This is a genomic window from Enterovibrio sp. QJM3NY_24 (assembly GCF_057786035.1).
Map to the genome: position 1 here is coordinate 958,204 of NZ_CM173519.1, position 24,373 is coordinate 982,576.

Here is a 24,373-nt window from a genome sequence, read left to right on the forward strand (position 1 = left end):
CCGCACGCAAGATAGGCATGGAGTAGACTATGGCGAGTTGTTATTTACGGTTAATAAAATGAAAAACAAACTCCTTTTCACTGCTGCCATTGTCCTTGGCGGCGTGAGCTACTTCGCTTGGCAAAGTAAAACAGAAGCGGCAGATAGCCCCTCTGGGCATCCTGCTCGTGCGGCGATTGCCGTTGCAACCGCGCAGGTGGAAGAATATCCCGTTGCACGCAACCTATCGCTGATTGGTAACCTCAAATCTGAAAACTCTGTGATCATCTCCCCTGAGATTGGCGGTAAAATTGATGCGATTCATGTTCGCGCGGGTCAACAAGTCAAAGAAGGCACGCCACTACTGACATTAGAAACGGCCAAGGCACAAGCGTCAGTAGCCGAAGCGCAAGCCTTCCATAAAGACGAAATGCGCAAATTGGGTGAGTTTGCCAAACTGCACAAGCGCGGCGCTTTAACCAAAACTGAACTCGATGCCCAACAGTCAAGTGTCGACATCGCTAGAGCGCGTCTGGATGCGGCACAAGCCGATCTGGATGACCTTCACATCAAAGCGCCGTTCGCGGGCACTGTGGGCTTGGTGGATATCACCCGTGGCCAACTGGTATCTGCGGGCGAAGCGCTTCTGAACCTGGATGATCTGGCCTTGATGCAATTAGACATCAACGTGCCTGAGCAATACCTGAGTGAACTGAGCAAAGACATTAACGTGACTGCTCGTACCAAAGCGTGGAAAGACAAAACCTTTGATGGGGAACTAACGGCTGTCGATTCACGCATAAACAATGACACGCTTAACCTGCGTGCGCGTATCGACATTGATAACGGTGATCGTTTGCTGCGCCCAGGGATGATGATGGAAGCCACGCTGGGCTTTGCTCCGCAGGTGACCACAGTGATACCGGTTCAAGCGATCGAATACTCTGGCACGAAACGCTTTGTTTATCTGGTCGATGACCAAGGTATTGCGCATCGCACCGAAGTGAAGTTGGGCGCGCGCGTTGAAAACAAAGTCACCGTCGAAAGCGGCCTTGAACTTGGTGACCGCATCGTGGTGCAAGGTCTCGTGAGCATGCGTGATGGCACTAAAGTTAACGATCTGACCGCAGCCAAAGCCGCGAAAAACGAGGGCGAATAAATGTGGCTCTCGGATGTCTCTGTTAAGCGACCGGTTGTCGCGATTGTACTGAGCCTGCTGCTGTGTGTTTTCGGTATCGTTTCTTTTAGTAATCTTTCTGTACGCGAATACCCAGATATCGACAGCCCTGTGGTGTCGGTGATGACCCGTTATGCGGGGGCGTCAGCCAGCATCATGGAAAGTCAGATCACCCAGGTATTGGAAGATGAGCTTTCTGGTATCAGTGGCATTGAGGAAATTACCTCTGTCAGCCGTAACGGCATGTCTCGTATCACGGTTGAATTTGATATCGACTGGGATTTAACAGAAGGCGTGAGTGATGTGCGTGACGCCGTCGCGCGAGCACAACGTGGTCTCCCTGACGAAGCTGATGAACCGGTCGTGTCCAAATCCAACGGCTCGGGTGAAGCGTCAATCTACATCAACCTTGCTTCGCCTGAAATGGACAGAACACAGCTGACAGAATACGCGCAGCGCGTGCTGGAAGATAAATTCAGCCTGCTATCTGGTGTGAGTTCTGTTGAGCTATATGGTGCATTGTACAAAGTCATGTACGTGCGACTCGACCCTGTTTTGATGGCGGGTCGCGGTGTCACCACGGAAGACATTACCTCAACACTTCGTCGTGAAAACCTCGAAAGTCCAGGTGGTGAAATTCGTAACGACATCACCAAGATGACGGTACGTACCGAGCGTTTGTATCAAACACCAGAAGATTTTCAATATCTGGTGGTCCGCACAGCAAAAGATGGCAGCCCGATTTATCTAAAAGATGTGGCTGACGTTTATATTGGCTCCCAAAACGAAAATGCCACGTACAAAAACAACGGCATCAACAACCTCAGCTTAGGGATCGTACCGCAATCTGATGCGAACCCGTTGGATGTCGCTGTCGGCGTGCGAGCGCTGGTTGACGAGTTCCAGCAGTTCCTGCCCGCAGGGGCAAGCCTTTGGGTGGACTATGACTCGACTATCTTTATCGAACGTTCCATTGATGAGGTTTACAGCACTCTGTTTGTAACAGGGGCACTGGTAGTGCTAGTGCTGTACATCTTCATTGGGCAGGTTCGCGCGACATTGATCCCTGCGATCACAGTACCTGTGTCGCTGATCTCTGCATTTATTGCCGCGTACTTCTTTGGTTTCTCTATCAACCTACTGACCTTGATGGCGCTTATTCTTTCCATTGGTCTGGTGGTTGATGACGCCATCGTGGTGGTCGAGAACATGTTCCACCATATCGAAAAAGGCGAAACGCCGTTGGTGGCAGCCTTCAACGGCACGCGAGAAGTGGGCTTTGCGGTCGTGGCGACAACGGCTGTACTGGTGATGGTGTTCCTGCCGATCTCCTTTATGGATGGCATGGTCGGAAAACTGTTTACCGAGTTCTCCGTACTGCTCGCGATGTCTGTGATTTTCTCCTCTATCGTGGCATTAACACTAACGCCAGTGCTGGGCAGTAAAATCCTCAAAGCCAACGTGAAGCGTGGCGCGTTCAATCGCATGGTCGATAACTTCTTCGAGAAATTCGAAAATGGATATCGCAGCATGGTAACCGTTGCTGTTGCCGCGCGATTCGTCGCGCCGCTGGTGATTATTGCCTGTATTGGTGGTAGCGCCTTTTTGATGAAAAACTTGCCAGCACAGCTCGTGCCGCAAGAAGATCGCGGCGTGCTGATGGCCTTTGTTAAAGGCGCAGAAGGCACAGCGTACAACCGTATGGTTGGCAACATGGAAGAAGTTGAGCGACGCCTGATGCCATTGGTGGAAGAAGGCCTGCTGACATCTATCAGTTTGCAAGCACCAGCATTTGGCGGCATGGCCGGCGATCAAACAGGCTTTGTGATCATGCAGTTGGAAGACTGGGATAACCGAGATGAAACCGCAGGCCAAGCCCTAGGGCGTGTTCGCCAAGCCTTAGCCGGTATTCCTGATATTTTTGTGCGCGCCTTTATGCCGGGTTTCCGTGGGGGTTCAAGCGAGCCTGTGCAATTGGTGCTTGGTGGTCCTGACTATCAAGAGCTCAACAAATGGGCACAATTGCTCGTGGACGAAGCCAATAACAGCCCAATGCTGCAAGGGGTGGATCTCGATTACGCAGAAACCACGCCAGAACTTGTTGTGAAAATTGACCGTCAACGTGCGGCGGAGCTGGGTATCAGTGTCGATGAAGTGTCTAACACCATGGAAGTCATGTTGGGCGGACGCACTGAGACCACGTTTGTGGATCGTGGTGAAGAGTTCGATGTGTATCTTCGTGGTGATGAATCGCGCTTCAACAGCAAAGATGATATCAGCCAGATTTACATGCGCACCCGCAATGGCGATCTGGTGAGTTTGGATACGCTAGCAGAAGTGGAAGAAGTCGCGTCCGCGCAGACATTGCGTCACTTCAATAAGCAAAAAGCCATCACTCTGAAAGCCAACTTGGGTGACGGTTACACCTTAGGCGATGCACTTGATTTTCTGGATGCCAAAGTCATCGAATTGCTGCCAGCCGATATTTCGGTCAGTTATTCTGGTGAATCTGCAGAGTTTAAAGACAACCAAAGCAGCATCTTAATTGTGTTTAGCTTGGCGTTGCTAGTGGCTTACTTGGTGCTTGCTGCTCAGTTTGAAAGCTTCGTGAATCCGTTGGTGGTCATGCTGACTGTTCCAATGGGGATTTTCGGTGGCTTTGCTGGTCTATGGCTGACCAATCAAGGGCTCAATATCTACTCACAAATCGGCATGATCATGTTGATTGGTATGGTGACCAAAAACGGTATCTTGATCGTGGAGTTCGCGAACCAGCTTCGTGACCGTGGTGTGGTGTTTGAACAAGCGATTGTTGATGCGTCTGTGCGTCGTCTGCGCCCAATCATGATGACGGCATTCACCACGATCATTGGTGCGATTCCGTTGATTATTTCGACGGGAGCAGGCTATGAAAGCCGTGTTGCCGTGGGTACGGTGATTTTTGCGGGCATGACGTTCGCAACAGCGGTGACCTTGTTCGTTATTCCAGCTATGTATCGTCTGCTTTCAGTCAAAACCCATTCTCCGGGTTATGTTGAAGCGCAGTTGAATGCCGAGCTTGAAGCTGCCAAGCCGCATCGCGCGGCACATGGCGAATTCGACGCGCGCTAATTATCTGAGACAGCACAATAAAAATGCCAGCCTTGCTAAGAGGCTGGCATTTTTTTATTTGGTTTTCCGTGCTGAGCATTGGTAAGGTTGAACGATAACGAATTCAATAAGCATCAACGGGAAAAAAGTCATGTCTGATAAATTGACGCAAGAACAACAAGATCAACTGGATGCCGCCACGTTCCGTCGCTTCCTATCGCATCTGGACAACAACAAAGATGTTCAGAATATCGACCTAATGATTCTGGCGGATTTTTGTCGTAACTGCCTGAGCAAGTGGTACAAAGCTGAAGCTGATAACAACGGCATTGATGTGAGTGACGACGAAGCGCGCGAGCGAGTTTACGGCATGTCTTATGGTGAGTGGAAAGCGTATCACCAACTGCCAGCCACGGATGAGCAAATGGCAGCATACAACGAACGTAAGAAGGTCAGAGAAGCGAAGTAGTGATCAGAGACTAATCACTATAACCTTCGGTTGGCGGCAGCACACTGTCGCGCATAAACGTGATATCTAAGAAAGCGCCGGTTGGCGCTTTTCTTTTTCGCGCATAGCGCCAATGCTCGCGCTTAAGTACTGCACGACTCGGGGTTTGATTTGGGTAGGAAACCTTATCGCCAACGTTTTGAGTTTTGGCAATATGGTGTTTTGGCTAAAGGGTTTATCTGTTTGACGCCAAAAGTAGTTCTGCTGTGCATAGGGGGTAGGATAAAAAGCGATAAATCGTTTTGCTTGCGTGATCACTGGCACCGAATAGGCTTTCGCCGCCAGACTAATAGCAAACTGACACTGACCGATTTTGTTGTTATCTAAGGGATAAATCGCACTGGGATACTTATCACGCGCGCTGTGATTGGCCGTGCAAGCGTGAGTCGCAAGGTGCGCGCAAATCACTTCTTCGAGACGAATGCGAGACTCGTCGATGCAAAATAGTGCAGCTTCAACAAACCGCCCATCATCAGATGCCACAAAGCCTTGCTCAACGTTGGAAACACCGCGTAATGAACTGAATACCGCTTCCATACACCAGTAACAGGTGCCACTTACTGCAAGATACATGCATCCTCCTTTGAATTTCGCTATCAATAGAAACCGGAGATGCAGGAATAACTTTCATTAAATGATAAAAAAGGCAGACTGTGCTGCCTTGTTTTCTGGTTTTCCTGACTTTTAGAGCTTGAAAGCGAAGTTAGGCTTTTTCGTTCAACGATGCCATCACTGCATCTTTGTCATCAAGATAGCTATCTAGCCCTTTTTGGCGCAAATCACAGGCAGGGCAATCGCCACAGCCTTTGCCAATCACGCCGTTGTAGCAAGTTAGGGTGTTATCGCGAACATACTCAAGGTTACTGAACTTGTCTGCCAGCGCCCAGGTTTCCGCTTTGTTTAGCCACATCAAAGGCGTTCGAATTTCCAGTTCACGATCCATTCCCAGCACCAATGACTTGTTCATTGCCTGAACAAAATCATTGCGACAATCTGGGTAGCCAGAGAAATCGGTCTCACACACACCCGTGATCACGGTTTGTGCGCCCAACTGATACGCGTAAATCCCTGCCAGTGTCAGGAATAAAATATTACGACCCGGTACAAATGAGTTTGGTAGGCCGTTTTCTTGCAGTTCGTGTGAAACAGGAATGTTGTCACGGGTCAGCGAGCTTATCGCCAACTCATTCAGCAGACCGACATCCATTACCTTGTGTGATGTCGCGCCGAGCGTTTCAGCCACATCACGAGCCACTTCAATTTCTTGCTTGTGGCGTTGACCATAATCGAAGGTAATACAATGCACTTCGTCAAATTCAGACAGCGCCTGAATCAGGCAGGTTGTTGAATCCTGACCGCCACTAAAGACGACAACCGCTTTTTTCATGGGTAAACCTTTAACCGTTTGTAGATAGTTTCTTAGGTGCGGAGTTTAGCGCAGAAGGGTGAGGAGCTCTATGCAAGAGCTGTATAAATCGATTTGACAAGTAGGATGTTTAGCGCGTTATCGGTTAGGTATTGCTTGGTTGAAGATACCCTTAAGCGGAGCCAGATCTAAATGTACACCAGCAATATTTGCTTCAACCCACTGCTGTTGGTTAATCTCCGGCCAAGTGATGTCATACCCAATATCAAAAAGCATTTCTTCGAAAAAAAACCTTAGCGTTCGTCCATTTCCTTCTCTGAATGGATGCAAAAGATTAAGCTCACAAAAAAGATCTGCAACCGCGTCAATGAGTTGTTCACGGTGTGTGATTGTTTGTAACGAAGGGATTTTGATAAAAAGTTTGTTTGTTTGCTTCTGGCACTATTCGAGTGAAGGTGCAAAACCTTGTATTTCCTTTGGAGATATCTACATCTCTTAGTTGACCTGCCCATTTGTACACATCTTGGAACAGGTGATAGTGGAGGTGGCTCAGGTGGGCGAGATCAAACCTTTCTATCGGTTTTTTTTTACTTTGATAGGTTCGATAGCGTTCAGCAGTGAATTCAGATTCAGCTTCTGCCAAGTCGTCAAAATCTCTGATGTTAAGTAGGTTTATCAGAACATCAGAATCTGCGTAGCAATATTTGTCTTGTGCTACGCCATATTTATCTCGCATACGCTTGTTTCAATTCTTCAATTGAACGATTCTTGTTAGTTTTATTAAGTGATAAGCCTTCATAAGCAAGGCTGGTTTTAAAGTTTTCAATTTTTGGTTTGAATTGCGTTTGATTTTCAGATGGTGCTTTCGAACACGTTTTCGTCATGTAGCCTCCCACTTTGCAATTAGGTCAATTATAAAGCAAAAAAGCACAGTCTGTCATCAATGTGGCTTTGATGCAGACTATGCACATATTGGGTTATCTAGTTAGCGCAATACAGGGAAACAATAAGCCTATTACCCGCCAAACTTCTGCAAATACGCCAGCGTTGGCGCAACATCACCGATATTGGCTTCTACCCATGCTTCATCGAAATAGGTATCAAGATAGCGATCGCCGCTGTCGCACAGCAGGGTGACGATTGAGCCTTTCTCGCCGCGCGCTTGCATCTCTTCAGCCAGTTTCAACGCGCCGAACAGGTTAGTGCCTGTGGATGCGCCTGCTTTGCGGCCCAAAATGCCTTCCAGCCAGTGAACGGTTGCCACACTGTCTGCGTCAGCAATGGTTTCCATGCGATCAATCACGCCGGGAATAAAGCTCGGCTCAACGCGCGGGCGACCAATGCCTTCGATTTTTCCACCGCGATCAAGCGTCAGGGAACAATCTCCGGTTTTGTAGAATTCGTGGAATACCGAGTTTTCAGGGTCAACCGCCAGCAGTTGGGTTTCATGACAACGGTAGCGAATGAAACGACCAATGGTTGCCGATGTGCCGCCTGTGCCTGGGCTCATCACAATCCAGCTAGGCACGGGGTAACGCTCGAACTTCATCTGACCGAAAATACTGTTAGCGATGTTGTTATTACTGCGCCAGTCGGTTGCGCGTTCGGCGTAGGTGAACTGATCCATGTAATGGCCGTTCAACTCTTTTGCCAAGCGACGAGATTCAGCATAAATCGCATCAGAACGATCAACGAAATGCGCTTCGCCGCCGTAGAATTGGATTTGCTCGATTTTCTTTTTCGCGGTGGTGCACGGCACAACCGCAATAAAGCGGAGGCCAAGCAAGCGGGCGAAGTAGGCTTCAGAAATGGCCGTGCTGCCAGATGACGACTCAATGACCGTGGTGCCTTCTTTAATCCAACCATTACACAAACCGTAGAGAAAAAGTGAGCGTGCAAGGCGGTGTTTCAGGCTACCTGTTGGATGGGTACTTTCATCTTTGAGGTAAATATCAATATCGCTGAAATAGGGTAAATCCAGCTTAATCAAGTGGGTGTCCGCTGAACGTTGGAAATCCGCTTCTATTTTACGAATTGCCTCGCAAACCCAGTGAGACGAAGTGTTAGTGCTAACGGTGTCGGTCATCATTGGTCAAACTCTTACTGCATAGTTGATACCTAAACTATAAGCGGTTGTTAAGAGTAATGTTTTGCCATTTATCGTTTATAAATCGCCATGCATGGAAAATAATTCTAAAATAAACAGAATTATAGGAATAATTTCTCTTGTAGGCTGGTTGGAGGAATGATTCATCGTGTTTCGCGCAAAAATGGTAAACCGTTAATGGCTATTTCCTTAGATAATATTGATCGTCAACTCTTGGATTGGTTGCAATGTGATGCGTCGCTATCGCTGTCTGATTTGGCCGAGAAGGTCAACCTCACTACTACGCCTTGTTGGAAGCGGTTAAAGCGCCTTGAAGAATGTGGCGTGTTGCGAAAGCGCGTGGCGCTGTTAGATCCTCAAGCGCTTGGGTTGTCGTTCACGGCATTTGTACACATAAAAACGGCCGATCATTCAGAGAGCTGGTATCGCAAGTTTGTGGATGCGGTGACGCCATTTCCAGAAGTGATGGAGTGCTACCGCATGGCGGGGGAATACGACTACATGATGAAGGTACAAGTGGCAGACATGGCCGCTTATGATCAGTTTTACAAAAAGCTGGTGAACAGCTTAGAGGGTCTGACCAATGTGACCTCAACCTTTGCGATGGAACCGCTGAAGTACACCACGGCATTGCCTCTTTGATGCTTCATCTTGTTAGATGTTTCACCTGATAAAATATAAAAAATTATTAGAACTAAAAGTCATCGCGCACAGGAGGATGAATGCGCATTTTCGTCGAGCTAGGTTGGTATTTTCGACAGGCGTGGAAGCGCTATGTCGGTGCCATTGTCATATTTGTTTTCGTCGCGACGTTTGAACTTATCCCACCAAAAGCGATCGGTTGGTTGGTGGACGGCGTCATGGCAGGCGACATTACCCGAGAGCATATGCTGATGGCGCTTGGCGCTATCGTGCTGCTTTGGTTTGTTGTCTATGCGCTACGTATTATCTGGCGAGTCTGGTTATTTGGCGCAGCGGCGGGGCTTGGCACTGTGCTGCGTGATAAGTTATATCGCCATTTCACTACCCATTCGCCTCGCTTCTTTGAACGCTATCGCACTGGCGATCTCATGGCGCGTTCTACCAATGATGTGAAAGCGGTGGTGATGACCGCAGGTGAAGGTGTGCTCACGTTGGCGGACTCGGTGATCACAGGCTTGGCCGTGCTGATCGTGATGACCACGACCATTAGCTGGGAACTGACTCTTTTGGCGCTTGCGCCTATGCCTGTTATGGCGTTTATGGTGAACCGATTTGGCACGCAGTTGCATCATCGTTTCTCCGCATCACAAGCCGCGTTTTCTGATCTGTCTGATGAAACCCAATCGTCGCTCAATGGCATTCGCATGATCCGCGCGTTTGGCTTGGAATCTCAGCAAATTGCGCGTTTTAACAAGGTCGCCGATGACACGGGCGAGAAAAACATGGCGGTGGCGAAAGTCGATGCCATGTTCGATCCGGTGATTTTCGTCACCATCGGCACCTCGTTCTTCTGTTCTATCACAGGCGGCGGTTATATGGTCGCCATTGGCACGCTGACGCTCGGTGAGCTGACGGCATTCACCTTGTATCAAGGCTTGATGATTTGGCCAATGTTGGCGGTTGCGTGGCTATTTAACATCATTGAACGTGGTGCGGCAGCGTGGAAGCGTATCAAAGAAGTGTTGGATGAAACCTCAGAGCTTCAAGACGGTGAGATGCCGTTACCGGAAAATCCGCAGACGCTTGCCATTACCCTCGATCAGTTTACGTGGCGTGGTCATGATATTCCCGCATTGCGCGATATTGCCATCGAGCTTCCGGCGGGAAAAATGCTCGGCATTGCTGGCCCCGTTGGCAGCGGAAAATCGACCCTGCTTTCCTTGATGCTGCGTTTTGAAGATCCGGTTCAAGGCGCCGTGAAATATGGCGATGTCAGTTTGAAAGAATTTAAGATCGGCGAGTGGCGCAGCAAATTGGCCGTGGTCACCCAAACGCCATTTTTGTTCTCGCGTTCCATTGCGGAAAACATCGCGCTGGGCAGACCGGACGCGACACACGAGCAGATACGCGCCGCGGCCAAACTCGCATGTGTCGATGACGACATTCTCCAGTTCCGCGAAGGCTATGAAACCCTCGTCGGCGAGAAAGGCATTACCCTATCTGGCGGTCAAAAACAGCGCATTTCGATTGCACGTGCTTTGTTACTCGATGCGGAAGTTCTGGTATTGGATGATGCCTTGTCAGCCGTTGATGGTCGCACTGAGCACCATATTCTGAAAAACCTTCACGACCGCGCACAGCACCAAACCACGGTGGTGATTGCTCACCGACTTTCAGCACTGGAAGCGGCCGATGAGATCATCGTGTTGCAAAAAGGGCATATCGAAGAGCGCGGCACACATACCGCACTGGTAGCAGCTAACGGATGGTACTCAGAAATGCAGCATTATCAGCAACTCGAACAAGCGCTGGAGGAGTCGCTATGAGTAAACGTGACGTCTTAGCGCGATTGCTGCGTTACTTGCTGGATGACAAAAAAGGCTTCGCGATTGCCGCCGCATTGTTGCTGGTTGCCGCGGTTGCGGATGTCAGCGGCCCTTGGTTGATACGCATTTTCCTTGATGATTACCTGGCGAAATCGTATTTCCCGCCCATGGTGTTGTGGGGGTTGGCGATAGGGTACATCTCGGCGACCGTGCTTTCTGCTGCGCTGCACTACAGCTATGGCTTGCGCTTTAGTCGCATTGCGATTGGCATCGTGCAGACCATTCGCAAGAAGGTGTATGCCAGCATCATCAATCAGCCTCTATCGGCGTTTGATTACGTGCCTGCGGGTAAACTTGTCTCTCGGGTGACGAACGACACAGAATCGCTCAAAGAGCTGTACGTGCAGGTTGTCGCCAGCTTTTTGAACAGTGTGGCGCTTATCACCGCCATGTTGATTGCCATGTACCTGCTCAGTCCAACGCTGACCCTTGTTGTCGCTATTTTGCTGCCGTCCGTGGTGTTTGTGATGTACTACTACCAGCATCGTTCTACGCCTGCGTATCGAGATTCGCGCGATCTACTCACCGACATTAACAGCGTGATGAGCGAGTCGATTCAGGGCATGAGCTTGATCCAGTTGATGGGGCAAGAGCAGCGATTTTCGGAACGCTTTGCGTCGCTAACCGATCAGCACCTGACCACAGAAGTGAAGATCGTCAAAGTGAACGGCATCTTTCTGCGTCCACTGATTGATCTCATGTCCGGCATTGCACTGATCTCATTGACTGCGATTTTTGGCTGGCAGGGAAGTGAAGTGATTGGTGTCGGCGTGCTGTATGCCTTTATCAGTTACCTCGGACGCGTGACAGAACCCTTGATTGAACTGATGCAGCGTTTGTCGCTGTTGCAGCAAGCGATCATGGCGGGCGAGCGATTGTTTGAATTGATGGACGCTAAACCGAATCAATACGGCAGCGATGATGCGCCGATTGAAAATGGCGCCATCGAGATTTCCAATCTCACTTTTAGCTACGACGGCAAAACACCGGTGCTGACTGACATCAATGCGTCGGTAAAAGAAGGTGGGTTCCTCGCGCTAGTCGGACACACGGGCAGCGGAAAGAGCACATTAGCGTCGCTGATGATGGGTTTTTACCCTTTGCAAGCGGGCGAGTTAAAACTCGGTGGCCGCGCTATTTCATCGCTCACGCAAAACGCGATGCGCACAGGTATTGCCATGGTGCAGCAAGACCCGCATGTGTTGTCAGCCACGTTTCGTGAAAACGTCACGCTAGGGCGCAAGATATCTGATGATGATATTTGGCAGGCGCTGGAGCAAGTCGATTTGGCGGATTATGTTCAGCATCTTCCTACCAAGCTTGATACGCCGATTGGTACCGGCGATGTCACTTTGTCCGCGGGTCAAAAACAGTTGTTGGCGCTAGCGCGTGTGCTGGTGGAACGTCCACGTATTTTGATCTTGGATGAGGCCACAGCGAACATTGATTCGGGGACGGAAGAGCGGGTGCAACGCGCGTTGTTGTCCCTTCGTCATACCATGACCATTGTTGTGATTGCGCACCGACTCTCGACCATTGCCGATGCAGATAAGATTCTGGTGCTGCATCGCGGGCATGTCGAAGAGCAGGGTAGCCATCAGCAGTTGCTGGCTAACAAGGGTCGATATTGGCAGATGTATCAGCTACAACAGACGAAAGCCCATCTGGTGGAACTGGAGCAAATTGCCAGTGGTGAAGCGGAAAGCGCGGAATAACGTGATTCTCGCTAGTCATAAAAGATAAGCTTAAAAGTGGCACACCGTTAGCGTGTACAGAGAACTATACCGTATGTGATCGGTTATAAACCTCGTTATCGGAGTGCCACTTATGAACACAAAACTTGCCTTGTTGTTGATGGCGCTGCCACTGGTTGTTTTTTCGGCAGCAGATGCGGCGGAAAATTTAGATGAAATGAACAACCCAGATGCTATTCCCCCCATGAGTCTTCAATCTGACCCCATGCCACAACCTGCGTTAGAGCCTGGTAATTCTCAACTGCCACAAGCTGTATCGGATTATCAACTTCAGCAGTACACGAAGCAGCCGTACCTGCATGAGCAAGAACTTAACAACTTGAAAAACCGAGATGGCAGTGAGATGTCGGACTATCAAAAAGAAAACCTGTCACTTGAATAGCACGACACGCGAATAACAGACTCTTCAACTTGGGGCTTTGGCGGTACACCGTCAGCCCCTTGGCTTTTTCTCGGCTCTCGTTGTTAATCTCTTTCTTTCCCCTTATTTTTCCTCTTCTCCTCTTCTCCTCTTTTTTCTCTTTTTTTCGTCCAACACAACTGAAATTTATCAATACGTTGCGCCATTTTGCGAGCCATGTTTACGGTCATCAAACTGCAATATGACTCGCCATGAAATGTCACCGTTTAGTCACCCAAGCTTCATTTTCAACGTCTACCTTGGCCTTCTCGAAAATGAGATGGCAGAAAGCCCAATATTTAAAAGGACGTTAGAAAATGAAAAAGGCAGCACTCGCTTCAGCAATTCTTTGTGCGTTGGTATCAGCCCCTTCAATGGCTGCAACGGTATACGATGCAGACGGTACAACACTCAAAGTAGGCGGTCGTGCGGAAGCGCGTTTCAACATTTCTGATAACAACGAAAGCACTGAAAATAGCTCTTTCAAAGACAAATCTCGTGCTCGTGTAAACCTGAAAGGTAAAACTGAAATTTCAGATGAACTGTATGGTTTTGGTAAGTACGAAGCAGAATTTTCAGATGCTGATAGCTTGAAAAACCGTTATTTCTACGCAGGCCTAGGCTTCTCAGCAGGCGAGCTTTCTTACGGTAAGCAAGATTCTGCGCAAGTTCAATTGACGGATATCACTGATGTCATGGCAACGTTTGGTGGTGACGCTGCAGACGTGGTTTCAGGCAACAAAGATAAGCGCGAAAACAACTTTTTATACGCTGGTGAGTTTGACAGTTTGAGCATTCAAGCGAACTACATCGCAGCGGATGAGAAAGATGCAGACAGCGTGGGCATTTCAGCACTTTACAGCTTCGGTGCATTCGCCGTTGGTGCAGGTTATGTTTCTCAAGATGCGGGGACTGACAGCGACGACCAAATCAACCTTGCTGCACAGTTCAAGCAAGATGCGATTACCTTGGGCGCACTTTACACCATGGCGTCTAAAAGCAACGTAGATTACACAGGCTACGAACTGTCAGCGCAATATAAAGCGACCAAGCAACTTGCTGTCGTGGGTGTATATAACTTTGGTGAGTTTGATAACACCACCACGGAAGAAGCCAACAACATCGCACTTGAAGCGGTGTACAAATTCAACGGTCACTTACGCACTTACGCGGGTTACAAGTTTGAAGGTATCTCTGGCAAAGACGACCAACTGCAAGCCGGTATTCGTTACGATTTCTAATCGTCCCGTTTGCTAAGCGCAATTTTCTCTTGAGAGTTGCGTCTTCTTAGGCGCTATTTCTTCCAAAGAACTGCCCTACAACTGCCCTAAAAAAATAGCAAAGGCCAGCATCACTGCTGGCCTTTTTCTGTGCGTTTATCGTGCTTAACGGAACTTAGTTTTTGCGCTTACGCAGCAAGCCCTCTTGTACCGCTGATGCCACTAATTCACCTTTCTGGTTGTAGAAACTGCCACGAACCAAGGCACGTGAACCACTGGCAGAAGGGCTGTCGATAGCAAACAGTAGCCATTCATCCATACGGAATTCGCGGTGAAACCACATGGCATGATCAATCGTCGCCACTTTCATGCCCGGTGTCATCAGCGTAACGCCATGCGGTTGCATGGCAGTGACTAAGAAACCCCAATCAGAGGCGTAGCCCAGCAGATATTGGTGAATGCGCAAATCGTCCACCATTTTACCGTTCGCGCGGATCCACAAATACTGCTTCGCGTCCTGCTTTTCCGGCGCTAGCGGATTAACCACAACCACAGGACGAACTTCAATTGGGCGGTCACCACCGAAGGTATCACTGATGTGCTTGGGTAAATGCTGTGCAATAGAAGCAACAAGCTCTTTTTCCGACATCAAACCTTCAGGGCCAGCGACGTTCGGCATGGTGAACTGATGCTCAAGGCCGGGCTCATGCAAATGATAAGACGCCGTTAGATAGAAAATCGGCTTGCCTTTTTGTACTGCCTTTACGCGACGTGTCGAAAAGCTTTGTCCGTCTCTGAGATTTTCGACGTCATAAATAATCGGCTTTTCTGGGTCACCAGGGCGCAAGAAATAGCTATGGAACGAATGCACGAAACGGTCACTTTCGACAGTGCCTTTTGCAGCGGAGAGCGCTTGTCCTATCACTTGACCGCCGTAAACTTGCGGCAAGCCCAAGTCTTCGCTTTGCCCTCGGTATAAGCCCTCATCAAGCTGTTCAAGGTTCAGAAGTGATAAAAGTGCGTCAAGTTGTGTGCTCATAGTGCTCCTAGCCAAACATAACGGAATGATTTCAAATGAGTTGACAGAAAACTGACAAAATTCTCTCAATCCCCGTATATTACCGAACTTTTTATGGGTTTATGCTTCTAATCAATAGCAAAATAATATTTCAGATTGTGATCTTAAATCCACAATTGTAGGGAGGAATACGCCCCTGCAGTGTTAAACTCTTGTTATTGTTATCAATAATATGGTCGCCTTGGAGTACAAGTAATGAAAAAAGCGTTTTATGGTTTCTTCTTGGCGCTGGTCGCTGTGGTTTTTACCGCGTGCAGTGGCTTCACAAAGGAACCCGTCATGGCGACAGTCAACGGTGATGTTTATTACTTACAGCGCATTGCACTTCCTGATAACGCCAAGCTAACCGTCACACTTGCGGACGTGTCTCTCGCAGATGCACCGATGGAAGTGATTAGCAGCCAATCTTACATGACGGAAGGCCAACAAGTTCCTCTGCCATTTAGCTTAAGCTATTCGCCATCAGAAATTAAACCGGGTCATACCTACACAGTGAGCGCGCGCATCGAATTTGATGGGCAATTGCTGTTTATCAGCGACACGGCCAACCCCGTGATCAACGACCCCGCGAAAACGCAGAACATCAGCATTCAGGTTGTTAGCGCAGCTAGATAGCCTCTACAAAAAGCGTTGCTCAATGACGACGCAATCTAAATAACAGAGGGGAGCTAAGCTCCCCTTTTTTGATCGGTTGATGCATGTTTTGTCTTTAATTTCTTAAGGCTCAAGGCTCAAGCCAGCCTGCAACGGTTTGGATGGGATCGCCCCCGCCTTGCGGCGTTAGCCATACCGCGATCGCAGACGGTGTTTCGATGGTGTCTTCATCCAATACAAACTGCCAATGACGCTGACCTGCTTTGGCGTCAAAATCCACCACCACAAATTCGTGCTCAAGGGTTTTACCTCGATTTTCGCCCCGTTTCACTTCCGTGGTTAATCCCATCGCCAACAGTGCAAAATTCGCGTTTAGCCGCTCATTGCCTGCATAGTCAACCCGCAATGTATTGCCGTTCACCGAGGCTTTTAGCACCGATGCGGCAGGGCCATTGGCATAAGGCACTGACTGACGGGCGAAAAAGCCGCGCCATTCTTGATCGTTAATAAACCAGCCGGGGGTATAAACGCCGCTGGCACTACTTTGCGACACTTTCTGGCGCTGACGCTGACTAAAATCAGGTTTGGAAAAGCGATCCGGCCAGCCGATGTCATTCCAGTAATCAACATGAAACGCCATGGGGATCACCTGTGTCCACAATCCATCGCTTTCTTTTAATTGATTGAGAGCCGCTTCTGCAGAAGGGCAACTGCTGCATCCTTCTGAGGTGAAAAGCTCCACCACAGTGGCAGGTGAGCCGCTGTTTTCAAAGCTTTGGGCAAGCGCAGGCAATGTTGTGCCCATGGAGACGGATAAGAGCAATAAGAGCGCGATTCGCATAACAGCATCCTGCATCTTGAGGTTACTCGGCGTGAGTGGGGGTATATTCAAAGACCTTACTAACGTCTTTTTGCTTTCATCAAGACGTGAAAGATTGGCCGAACAAAGCACACACGCGCAGAGAGGGTATGCCATGACAGCATCAGAAGACGCCTACATTGTCGTGTTAACCACGTTTGCCAACGAGCACATTGGCAAGCGCATCATTGAGTCGTTATTAGAGAAAAAGCTAGCGGCCTGTATACAGGTCATGCCTATTCAAAGTTATTACCATTGGCAGGGCAAAATCGCAGAAGATGCCGAAAAGCAGGTGATGATCAAAACGAAAAAGTCATTGTATAGAACAATAGAGTTAGAGATATGCCGTTTGCATGATTACGACGTGCCAGAGATCATCCAACTGCCAATTGAGCAAGGGCTAGATGCGTATCTAGGATGGATAAGCGAGAGTTGCGATCAGGAGAAGAAGCAAGAACCATAAGCTTCCAATCACCGAAGCCGCTTGTTTATCAAACTGGAAAACCGTCCCAGCGGAAACGTCGCAACGAGACCGTGCCGTTATCTTTTACCTCAACGCCGTCATCCCGCAGTTTTTCGCGTTGACGATCGAAGCGTTCACCAATCATCGAAATCTTGCCTTGCCCATTGATTACCCGAAACCAAGGTAGACGACTATCTTTGGGTAAGGAGCCTAATAACTTGCCAACATGCCGCGCATGTCTCGGGAAGCCTGCCATTTTTGCGACATCACCGTAAGTTGTTACTTTTCCTTGGGGTATCTGTATCAAGACCGCGTAGATCTGATCGTCAAAATTAGGCATATTGATATTGAGCACAATGAAAAAAGAAAAGGGTTATTGCTCGCTATCATATCAATTGTGAACAGTAATTGTGGATAGGAAAGCAGCAGATTCTCTTCGCTGCGAAGACAACCCTCAAGGATAAGCAGAAACAAAGACAACCCACCAAGAAGATATTGGTTCGATGTCAGCATAAGGCGCAAGGAGGTGCGGTTATGTGGTATGCGACAATGTTAATGGTCACCGCTGCCGTCATGGTTGTTGGGGCCGCACTCTCGGCTGCTATTGCCGATGGAAATATCCCGCTGATTGCCTTCGCAATCCCCGCGCTGTTTTTTATTGGCTCAGGCGGCGTTGCTGTCTGGCTGCTCGCCATCGGGCTTATTGGCTTCGGCGCACTCATGCCATACCAACCCATCGCCATCTCGTTAAGCCTTTGGATGATCCTCCCAGCTTTAGTACTGATCACTGGAGAACGTCGTAACTGGCAGGTTTCATTGCTCGTGATTTCCGTGGTGATTGCCATGGAATGCGGCGTGTTGGCATTGCAAGGGGATGAAAAGCTCGGTGGCGCCATGAGCTATACCTTGCTGCAAATCTTCTGTGTGATCACCGTGTGGGTTTCCGCCTATTTCTGGAAGCCAATAAAAAACCTCAGCTGGTGGCCTGCGCTATTCATTCTCGCACTCTTGGCGGGTGGTTGGACACAAGCCGCCTTGCTCGCGTTCTGCGGCAGTGTGTTAGTGATAACATTGCAAGAATTACAATGTATTGGCGGCGAAGCACGGGGCGACAAGCTCAGCGTGATTTTACCGGCCATCGCGTTCGCAACCATCGTCGTGTTCCCGCAATTTAGCGTGCCCAACCCCGTGTTTGTCGCGTGGTTACTGTCACTCACCATTGCATGGTTAGGCGATTACTTGCTCAATGCAGAAAACGAAGAAGAGTAGGGCGGATAAAAACTCACCAGTTAGACAGTGATAGCCAGATAACCCCTTGCAATGGGCTTAGGGTTCACACATAATGCGCTCGAACCAACGGTTTCTTTCATAAGAAATTGTTCGGTAAAAGAATCTATGGAGGCCTCCTTGGTCCTCCCGCAACACTATCTTGTGTATTGGGTCAGATCCGGAAGGAAGCAGCCCCCGCTTGGGACGTGTGTGCCGGGATGTGGCTGGGGAGGCTTCCACCCTTCTAGCGTTTCAAAAATTCCCTTTCTACATTTTCACTCTCCTTTGTTTACCCACACACTCAAAGAAACGCGAAAAAACAACGTGATCTGACACTAACTCCCATGTTAACCACCAAAACCCTGCCTCAACACGCCTGTAAACTTTTCCTATAATCATATGCAGAAAGCTTCATTCCTAGATTTATTAGGAAGGGCGTTGCGTACTTTGAATACACACAAATAGGATATCAAGATGACAGACGGACAATGGGTGTTTATTGGGTTTGGGCTTCTACTGGTGGCAATAGCGGCGTTATTGCTGGTGCGTGCGGTGAAGCGGGATGATTCGGGGAGGGCATGATTTGACCAGAGTGAGTTGGGGTAGCTTGTTTTTGCCCCAAAGTGAGTTAGCATCATTTTTGATGAGGTATTTAAAAGTCTCCTATTCGCCCTACTTTTTGTAATCCGAACACTGGTTTTTAAGTATGCCTGTCCTTAGTTTGCTTAACTTGTATGTTAAGATCAGTAATTTAATAAAATATAAACCTTGTTGCTTATCCTCGATAGAGCTTATCATTTGCCCCAAGCTAGTATCGGTAGATTTCAAGGTAGTTGACCAGATTTTCTAATTAAGCGGCTCTTTTTTGACCGCCATGTTCGTTATTGTCTGTGCTTTTGGGGTTGAGTGTTACCGAACCAACGGGTGACCAGTCGCGAGTCTCCCTTGCCCAACGTTCAGGATGCTTGGCTTTCGCCTGCTGATACACGGCATGCCGCTTCGCCAGCACTGTTGTATCTAAGTTTCTGTGTCTTTCTGCTGGAGTGACGAACTTAATCGCACTGTGGTGATGCTCGTTGTTGTACCAGTTTACAAAATTCAGCATCCATTCACGTGCCTCTGCCAGCGTTTCGAAGCCATGCTCCGGATAGTTAGGCCGGTACTTGGCTGTACGGAACAATGACTCTGAATAGGCATTGTCATTACTAACGCCCGGACGATTGAAGGATGTTCGGATGCCCATTTCATCAAGCTTTGCACGCAAGGTGAGTGACCTCATTGGGGCCCCGTTGTCAGAATGTAAATAATGAGGCTTCACGAAGCAGCGTTCACTGAAGGTGGCTCGCTCAATCAGCTGAGAAGCAAGGGTTCCGCATTCGCAGTCATGGACTTCCCAACCCACAATTTTGCGACTGTAGATATCAATGACCATATAAAGATACCAGTACAGACCACGAACCTTCGCGGGCAGATAACTGATATCCCAAGTCCAGATCTCATTGGGCTTTGTCGCCACATGAGAAGCGGGCTCCGTCGTAGGCTGTGGCGGTTTCGCCCGTCCTCGATGGTGCAGTTGGTCGTTAGCTTTCAGCACACGATATATGCTTGACTCACTGGCCATATATTCTCCCTGATCGGCCAGTTTCGGCACGATTTGACTGGGCGGTAAATTGGCATAGTCAGCCTCATTGCAGACATTCAGAATATGTTGGCGCTCTTGCTCTGACAGCTTGTTTTTCGGCTCTGGTCTGATAGCCAGAGGACGAAGATCGGGCAACACATGACCCTGTGACGTACGCCAGCGGCGCAACGTTCGCTGTGGAACTTGCATGAGGTCTGCAGCCTTGTACTGAGGCGCGCCATTAGCAACCGCTTCATCAAAAAGCGCCAGCAATGTCTCGCGCATATCGAGAGGAGTCAGTCCTCCTCGCTGTCGCTCCCGTACAAGGCGTTGAGCTTTTTTGACAGCACCAATAGCGCCGCCGTTTCTGCCAGGGCTTTGTCTTTACGATGCAGCTCTGCTTCCAATTTTCGGATACGCTTTTTATCCGCTCTACGCTCTGTCTGCTCTGCTTTCTTAGATTGCTCTGCTTGACCCGCACCGCTGATACAAGCGAGTTTCCACGCTTTAACTTGTTCAGGGTACAAACCTTTCTGGCGACAATACTGGCTAAGCTCAGTTTCTGACAAACTGGCGGTTTCGATGACGGTGGCGAACTTGGCTTCAGCTGACCAATGTTCAGAATTTTTTTGATTACCTGGCACAGGTTTACCTTCGGAGCGGAGTTTATTACGCCAATTGTATAACGTTGCTTCGCTGATGTGATCCTCCGCAGCAACTTCTGGAATGGTTTTGTTATGCGGTGGCAGTAGCTTCTTCAAGATGGCAGCTTTTCTTTCTTCGGAATATCTCGGCATAGTGTCCTTCGTTAGCCCTCCATTGCTGGATTTTTGGGCGTTCTAAGATCTGGACAACTATCCTGACACCGGGGGATAACGCCGGGCTAGAAGCGGTTCGTAACCAGATTAATCAGCAACTTTCCGACCTGTCTGAAAAGGCCTCTACAGGGCTGGATGAGATTCGAAAACTCGATAAAAAAGCCAACAAACATTTGGAGTGAAGATAATGAGCATGCTTGAACGCGCAAGGCGCACTGCCGACAAGACTGACCGTGATTTGTCCGAAAAAGAAGCCAGCCTGTTGCTTGATACCGACCTAGACGTATCCCGACTCAGCCCTGAGATCACAGAACATGCTGCTTACCCAGCGCTTATTTCAGCGATTCAAGAGGCTTCGGCGGATAATCGCAACGTAGCATTATTAACGTCGCGCATCGAAGCGTTGAAAGAGGAAGGCGGCGAACTGCTAAAAAAGGTGTTAGACGCCATTCGTTGAGAGGGCAATGCAATGTAAATGGATATGCGCTGTTACGACACTTAGGTAATGGCGCGTAAAGCAGGACTCACCCAAGAGGTTGCGCGTGTTATTGCATTAAGGATGATGTTGTGCCTGAGGAGCCTATTGCAGGAACCATACATTTTGAAGTCGGCTCTGCGGAGGTTCAAGGAAATACCATCAGAAGAGAAGATGATGAGTTAGTGATTCATCTCCTCTCCTTTCTCCTTTGCGCTTTTTCTTCAAATCAGGAACGTTATCAGATCCCCATTCGCGCTATAGTCTCTTGATGATGAAATGCGGGTTGCGCCTCACGTCGCCCCAAAGGGCAGGATGCCCCAAAAGACCAGTAAACAAGGATGTAAGTATCAATGCCAGCCGATCAAAGTTTTGTTGAAAGCCTCAATGCCGTTTGGGCGACACCTTATGGCGTAGCGGCGAAATTCATCTTTATGGGGGGTGTCTTGTTGTTGTTTGTATTGATGGTCACGCGACAGAAGATGACGATTCTTGATGCACTACTGGCGATTGTGGGTTTCAAGCCTGTTCAACATCGCGATAAATTTTTCAACGTTTTACACTTGTCCGTGATTGGTATCCCTCTCGCCTTGTTTGCGCTTGCGATGTAAATAAGCGACTTACTTCCAATAATCCTCTGCGCACTGCCTGTGTGATAGCCAGCTTAGTGGCTATCGATGCCACCGATGCCGAATAAAGCGAATGAGATAGGTATCGGGGTATTTGGGCCAACATTTCCATTTCCCACTGCAAGCAATAGTGATATTTTCCTTGCTTGGCATAAAAATCTGTATTTTATGCTGTAGATGATATTTTAAATTGTTAATGGAAAGTGATATGGATAATCAAATCCGACTACGTGCTCTTGAGCAAACCGACCTTCGCTTTATTCATCAGTTGAACAATAACCGTTCAATCATGTCCTATTGGTTCGAAGAGCCGTATGAGTCGTACTATGAGCTGGAAGAGCTGTTTCGCAAGCATATCCACGACAGCAACGAACGTCGCTTTATTGCCGAAAATAACGAAAAGCAGTCCGTCGGCCTGGTGGAACTCGTTGAAATAAATACGATTCACCGTAATGCTGAATTCCAAATCATTATCGCGCCTGACTACCAAGGTTGTGGCTACGCGCGAACGCTGATCAAAAAAGCCCTGAATTACGCCTTTACCATCTTGAACCTGCACAAGGTGTACCTGAGCGTTGCGGTCAACAATGAAAAAGCGATTCACTTGTATGAAAAGAGTGGCTTTATCGAGGAAGGACATTTGGTCAAAGAGATATTCGTTAACGGCGAGTATTGCGACATCAAGCGTATGTACATTCTTCAAGAAACCTATCTACAAAATCGTCATCAGCAATAATGCAGTGACTGCCGCGATCGCGCTTTGATTAGCGGTATGGTGGTCGCGGCGTCAAAACACCTCGTCTAGATGGAAAGTAAAACGCTTGCATAGATACGTTCATCACTTGATTGCGGGTGGGTCGCATTTGTGAACACAGCCTTTGTGATGTGCTACCTATAATTATCTGCTGTATGTAAAGCCCAATACACTGCATGTTGCAGTGGGCTTTTAAGGCAGCCTTATGAACCGTCGGCGGATTCATTATCGCCACATCGTGTTGGTTTTCTTCCTCTCCCTGATTGGTGCTGGGTGCGGCACTTCGACCGAGCCTCTTTCTAACAGTGAGCCATCCCCGAGTGCAGTCTCGCCGCCGCCAATCTCTTCACAAACGACTAAGCCCTCAGAATCTCCAGAATCAACCACAGTGACTGACGTCATCGTCGTGTCAGAACCCATAGACAATGTTGATCCGCCTTTACCTGTTGAAGCATTGACTGTTGAAGAGGGAGTGGAGGCAGTGAGTGTTCCGCCTGATGTGCCTGCTCCACCAATAACAACGGACACCACACCCGTGCCGTTCGACGAATATTTAGGGCCGCCAGACCTGCTTTGTGGTGAAGAAGGTGCTCCGCCGTGTGGGGATGAAATCAAGATAGATGCCATCTTGGTGGGGGATGCGACCAATTGGGGCTGCAAAGGGAAGAACCTCTATTTCACCCCAAAAGATGGCGGAGAGTGTTGGAGCTGCCCAGACGGGTATCGCCGAACATGGAAAGCCATTCATAAAGACGCAAGCTGCAAAGAACGAGGTGTAGGTTTTAACAAAGACAAGGTGGACGCCACGTTTGTACGGTTGGCTTATGGCTGCGAAGAAGGGCAGTTTGAAAAAGGCGGCGAGTGCTATCGTTGCCCGACAGGGTCTTCAAAAGTCAGCTTCTTGTGGGCGTTTAATCCCAGCGCCGAATGTAAAACGAAATTCTATTGTGATGAAGACTTATCGCTGATGCCTGTACCTGCAGCGGTACTGCAAAATTTCGGCCCCCCTTATGATCGCGTATGCGGTACGCCGCTGGATATGGCAACCGTGGTTACCGATTTAGCGAGAACCAAACTTGAAGAAGATCTTACCTTGAGCCAAGCCGCCGCAGAGTTTGTCGCCGAAGTGGCGAAGCACAATGAATTACGACGCGCCATATCAGACAAAGACGGAGAAGAAGTGTATCGGCTGATTTCACAAATGCCGAGTTACCTTGCACTGCGTGATGCGGCGATCGCCAATGGCTATCAATCTCTCACGTTAGGCGCTGCACCAGAACTTGAAATCGGCGTGGGCGTGACCACGGAATACGGCATTGCACTGGATTGGCAGGGCAACACGCGACCTTATGGCGTTATGGCAATTTATTCAAAAGGGGCGTCTTTAAGCGTCGGGCTCGGTGTGAGTATCGGTGTGTGGAAAGATGGCATTAAGAGTGGTTCAGCAAACATCGGTGGCTATGCCCACGGCGCGAGCATCAGTGTGCCGCTAGGGGTTGCCGATGTGGGCAGCGGCGCATGGTTCAGCTACTACCCAATCCGCTATCTCGGGCTTTCATTTAGCGCCAGCGGGGGCATCGGCCTTGAAACGGTGAATTATAACCAAGCGGTGACTATGTTGTATTGAGGGTGCCCCCATTAGTGGGTGATCATCGGCGGTTCAATGTTACTGAGACTGAATGGA

At 48.9% G+C, this 24,373-nt stretch carries 24 protein-coding genes, 1 other RNA gene and 1 pseudogene; 16 read left to right on the plus strand and 10 right to left on the minus strand.

Features of this window, described 5'->3' with window-relative positions; all coding sequences use genetic code 11:
- The first annotated feature begins 58 nt into the window (after positions 1-58).
- From AC3CIC_RS04180 to AC3CIC_RS04190, 3 genes are all read left to right on the plus strand, one after another.
- Positions 59-1,138: an efflux RND transporter periplasmic adaptor subunit gene (locus AC3CIC_RS04180; protein WP_488515418.1), complete on the plus strand. Its 1,080-nt coding sequence runs from the start codon at positions 59-61 to the stop codon at positions 1,136-1,138.
- Positions 1,139-4,267, plus strand: coding sequence for a multidrug efflux RND transporter permease subunit (locus AC3CIC_RS04185; RefSeq protein ID WP_488515419.1), 3,129 nt, complete (start codon positions 1,139-1,141; stop codon positions 4,265-4,267).
- 130 nt (positions 4,268-4,397) lie between these two features.
- Positions 4,398-4,715 (plus strand): DUF1244 domain-containing protein, encoded by a 318-nt coding sequence (locus AC3CIC_RS04190; RefSeq protein ID WP_488515420.1) that lies wholly within the window; start codon positions 4,398-4,400, stop codon positions 4,713-4,715.
- A 66-nt stretch (positions 4,716-4,781) separates the two neighbouring features.
- Here AC3CIC_RS04190 and AC3CIC_RS04195 read toward each other — a convergent pair whose 3' ends face one another.
- The 6 genes and pseudogenes from AC3CIC_RS04195 to AC3CIC_RS04220 all read right to left on the minus strand — a co-directional run bounded on the left by AC3CIC_RS04195 (position 4,782) and on the right by AC3CIC_RS04220 (position 8,209).
- Positions 4,782-5,327, minus strand: coding sequence for a peptide-methionine (S)-S-oxide reductase (locus AC3CIC_RS04195; RefSeq protein WP_488515421.1), 546 nt, complete (start codon positions 5,325-5,327; stop codon positions 4,782-4,784).
- Between the two features lie 130 nt (positions 5,328-5,457).
- Positions 5,458-6,150: pseudogene (queC, locus tag AC3CIC_RS04200) on the minus strand (7-cyano-7-deazaguanine synthase QueC); the annotation flags it as partial.
- 108 nt (positions 6,151-6,258) lie between these two features.
- Positions 6,259-6,534 carry a Fic family protein gene (locus AC3CIC_RS04205; RefSeq protein WP_488515866.1) on the minus strand — a complete coding sequence of 92 codons (276 nt, stop codon included), beginning with the start codon at positions 6,532-6,534 and terminating at the stop codon, positions 6,259-6,261.
- A complete protein-coding gene (locus tag AC3CIC_RS04210) occupies positions 6,497-6,856 on the minus strand; it encodes a Fic/DOC family protein (protein WP_488515422.1) in 360 nt (119 codons plus the stop codon). Before AC3CIC_RS04210 ends, AC3CIC_RS04205 begins: the two co-directional genes overlap by 38 nt.
- Positions 6,846-7,004 carry a hypothetical protein gene (locus tag AC3CIC_RS04215; RefSeq protein ID WP_016958479.1) on the minus strand — a complete coding sequence of 53 codons (159 nt, stop codon included), beginning with the start codon at positions 7,002-7,004 and terminating at the stop codon, positions 6,846-6,848. The genes AC3CIC_RS04210 and AC3CIC_RS04215 overlap by 11 nt, the downstream gene beginning before the upstream one ends.
- 131 nt (positions 7,005-7,135) lie before the next feature.
- Positions 7,136-8,209: a PLP-dependent cysteine synthase family protein gene (locus tag AC3CIC_RS04220; protein WP_016958478.1), complete on the minus strand. Its 1,074-nt coding sequence runs from the start codon at positions 8,207-8,209 to the stop codon at positions 7,136-7,138.
- A gap of 195 nt (positions 8,210-8,404) precedes the next feature.
- Between AC3CIC_RS04220 and AC3CIC_RS04225 the strand changes: the two genes are divergently transcribed.
- The 5 genes from AC3CIC_RS04225 (at position 8,405) to AC3CIC_RS04245 (ending at position 14,150) form a co-directional block, all read left to right on the plus strand.
- Entirely contained in the window at positions 8,405-8,869 is a 465-nt protein-coding gene (locus tag AC3CIC_RS04225; RefSeq protein ID WP_488515867.1) for an Lrp/AsnC family transcriptional regulator, read from the plus strand.
- 80 nt (positions 8,870-8,949) lie between these two features.
- Positions 8,950-10,695 carry an ABC transporter transmembrane domain-containing protein gene (locus AC3CIC_RS04230; protein ID WP_488515423.1) on the plus strand — a complete coding sequence of 582 codons (1,746 nt, stop codon included), beginning with the start codon at positions 8,950-8,952 and terminating at the stop codon, positions 10,693-10,695.
- Positions 10,692-12,470, plus strand: coding sequence for an ABC transporter transmembrane domain-containing protein (locus AC3CIC_RS04235; protein WP_488515424.1), 1,779 nt, complete (start codon positions 10,692-10,694; stop codon positions 12,468-12,470). The genes AC3CIC_RS04230 and AC3CIC_RS04235 overlap by 4 nt, the downstream gene beginning before the upstream one ends.
- A gap of 112 nt (positions 12,471-12,582) precedes the next feature.
- Positions 12,583-12,891 carry a hypothetical protein gene (locus tag AC3CIC_RS04240; RefSeq protein WP_488515425.1) on the plus strand — a complete coding sequence of 103 codons (309 nt, stop codon included), beginning with the start codon at positions 12,583-12,585 and terminating at the stop codon, positions 12,889-12,891.
- A gap of 335 nt (positions 12,892-13,226) precedes the next feature.
- The gene (locus AC3CIC_RS04245; RefSeq protein ID WP_394212599.1) at positions 13,227-14,150 is read left to right on the plus strand and encodes a porin; all 924 of its coding nucleotides are present in this window, start codon (positions 13,227-13,229) and stop codon (positions 14,148-14,150) included.
- A 154-nt stretch (positions 14,151-14,304) separates the two neighbouring features.
- Here the strand turns inward: AC3CIC_RS04245 and tesB are convergent, their stop codons facing one another.
- Positions 14,305-15,168 (minus strand): acyl-CoA thioesterase II, encoded by an 864-nt coding sequence (tesB, locus tag AC3CIC_RS04250; protein ID WP_488515426.1) that lies wholly within the window; start codon positions 15,166-15,168, stop codon positions 14,305-14,307.
- Positions 15,169-15,402: 234 nt separating this feature from the next.
- Here tesB and AC3CIC_RS04255 point away from each other — a divergent pair, with 234 nt between their 5' ends.
- Entirely contained in the window at positions 15,403-15,822 is a 420-nt protein-coding gene (locus AC3CIC_RS04255) for a YbaY family lipoprotein (protein WP_016958470.1), read from the plus strand.
- 109 nt (positions 15,823-15,931) lie between these two features.
- On the opposite strand, the gene AC3CIC_RS04260 is transcribed toward AC3CIC_RS04255, so the two are convergent.
- Positions 15,932-16,642 (minus strand): DUF1223 domain-containing protein, encoded by a 711-nt coding sequence (locus tag AC3CIC_RS04260; protein ID WP_488515427.1) that lies wholly within the window; start codon positions 16,640-16,642, stop codon positions 15,932-15,934.
- 133 nt (positions 16,643-16,775) lie between these two features.
- Between AC3CIC_RS04260 and cutA the strand changes: the two genes are divergently transcribed.
- Entirely contained in the window at positions 16,776-17,123 is a 348-nt protein-coding gene (gene cutA / locus AC3CIC_RS04265) for a divalent-cation tolerance protein CutA (RefSeq protein ID WP_488515428.1), read from the plus strand.
- Positions 17,124-17,151: 28 nt separating this feature from the next.
- On the opposite strand, the gene AC3CIC_RS04270 is transcribed toward cutA, so the two are convergent.
- Entirely contained in the window at positions 17,152-17,463 is a 312-nt protein-coding gene (locus AC3CIC_RS04270) for an MGMT family protein (RefSeq protein ID WP_016958467.1), read from the minus strand.
- A 194-nt stretch (positions 17,464-17,657) separates the two neighbouring features.
- Here AC3CIC_RS04270 and AC3CIC_RS04275 point away from each other — a divergent pair, with 194 nt between their 5' ends.
- The gene (locus tag AC3CIC_RS04275; RefSeq protein WP_488515429.1) at positions 17,658-18,392 is read left to right on the plus strand and encodes a VP0952 family biofilm-associated protein; all 735 of its coding nucleotides are present in this window, start codon (positions 17,658-17,660) and stop codon (positions 18,390-18,392) included.
- Positions 18,393-18,528: 136 nt separating this feature from the next.
- An RNA gene (gene ffs / locus AC3CIC_RS04280) (signal recognition particle sRNA small type) lies at positions 18,529-18,625 on the plus strand.
- 617 nt (positions 18,626-19,242) lie between these two features.
- Here the strand turns inward: ffs and AC3CIC_RS04285 are convergent.
- Positions 19,243-20,810, minus strand: a protein-coding gene (locus AC3CIC_RS04285) for an IS3 family transposase (RefSeq protein WP_488515430.1) whose coding sequence is annotated in 2 segments (ribosomal slippage) — positions 19,243-20,357 and positions 20,357-20,810 — 1,569 coding nt in all. Because the reading frame shifts where the segments join, the coding sequence is not laid out codon by codon here.
- A 208-nt stretch (positions 20,811-21,018) separates the two neighbouring features.
- Between AC3CIC_RS04285 and AC3CIC_RS04290 the strand changes: the two genes are divergently transcribed.
- The 4 genes from AC3CIC_RS04290 to AC3CIC_RS04305 all read left to right on the plus strand — a co-directional run bounded on the left by AC3CIC_RS04290 (position 21,019) and on the right by AC3CIC_RS04305 (position 24,316).
- Positions 21,019-21,288, plus strand: coding sequence for a hypothetical protein (locus AC3CIC_RS04290; RefSeq protein WP_017004760.1), 270 nt, complete (start codon positions 21,019-21,021; stop codon positions 21,286-21,288).
- A gap of 371 nt (positions 21,289-21,659) precedes the next feature.
- A complete protein-coding gene (locus tag AC3CIC_RS04295) occupies positions 21,660-21,917 on the plus strand; it encodes a hypothetical protein (protein WP_488515431.1) in 258 nt (85 codons plus the stop codon).
- A 226-nt stretch (positions 21,918-22,143) separates the two neighbouring features.
- Positions 22,144-22,671, plus strand: coding sequence for a spermidine N1-acetyltransferase (gene speG, locus AC3CIC_RS04300; RefSeq protein ID WP_394212643.1), 528 nt, complete (start codon positions 22,144-22,146; stop codon positions 22,669-22,671).
- Between the two features lie 223 nt (positions 22,672-22,894).
- Positions 22,895-24,316 carry a hypothetical protein gene (locus AC3CIC_RS04305; protein WP_488515432.1) on the plus strand — a complete coding sequence of 474 codons (1,422 nt, stop codon included), beginning with the start codon at positions 22,895-22,897 and terminating at the stop codon, positions 24,314-24,316.
- The last annotated feature ends 57 nt before the right edge of the window (positions 24,317-24,373 follow it).